Origin of the sequence: Deinococcus sp. (genome assembly GCF_018260555.1) — a bacterium.
Taxonomy (GTDB): domain Bacteria; phylum Deinococcota; class Deinococci; order Deinococcales; family Deinococcaceae; genus Deinococcus.
The window spans coordinates 1-564 of record NZ_JAGLBB010000170.1 but is presented as its reverse complement, the minus strand read 5'-3'; the positions used below and the strand labels follow the sequence as shown (position 1 = coordinate 564).

At 58.7% G+C, this 564-nt stretch carries 2 protein-coding genes; both read left to right on the top strand.

The features are described 5' to 3' along the window. The first annotated feature begins 55 nt into the window (after window positions 1-55). Window positions 56-373 (top strand): IS3 family transposase, encoded by a 318-nt coding sequence (locus QZ271_RS14565; RefSeq protein ID WP_367114381.1) that lies wholly within the window; start codon window positions 56-58, stop codon window positions 371-373. Further along, window positions 298-564: DDE-type integrase/transposase/recombinase (locus tag QZ271_RS14455; protein WP_291432638.1), on the top strand; the 267-nt coding region annotated here is incomplete at its 3' end. The genes QZ271_RS14565 and QZ271_RS14455, both read left to right, overlap by 76 nt.

Sequence of the window (564 nt, the reverse complement as noted above, 5' to 3'; positions counted from 1 at the left end):
CGTCGTCAGGGAGCTGGTCGCGGCGCACATCAGGCCCGAACGGGCCTGTGTTCTGGTGGGCCTCTCCAAATCTTCCTGGCATTACCAGGCCAAACCGCGCCAGGACAGCGAACTTCGGCAGCGCATCCATGACCTGGCCAAGCAGCATCCCCGCCGGGGATACCGATTTATTCATGCCCTGCTCGTACGAGCAGGGGTCACCATCAACAAGAAGCGAGTTCGACGACTCTGGCGTGAAGAAGGGCTCGCCATCAAACCCAAAGCATCCCGGAAAATCCGCACTGGGGCGTCTATTCCATGCAGGCCGAATATGTCGACCACGTCTGGACCTACGATTTCGTCTTCGATCAGACCCTGGAAGGCACCACTCTAAAGATCCTGACCCTGACCGATGAATTCACCCGGCAATCCCTGGCGCTGCGGGTAGCCGAATCCTTCACCTCCTTGGAGGTGAAAACCGTCCTGCAGGAGGTCATTACGCAGCGTGGTGCGCCGGGATTCATCCGCAGCGACAACGGTTCCGAATTTATTGCCCGTGATTTGGGGATTTGGCTCGCCGTTCAG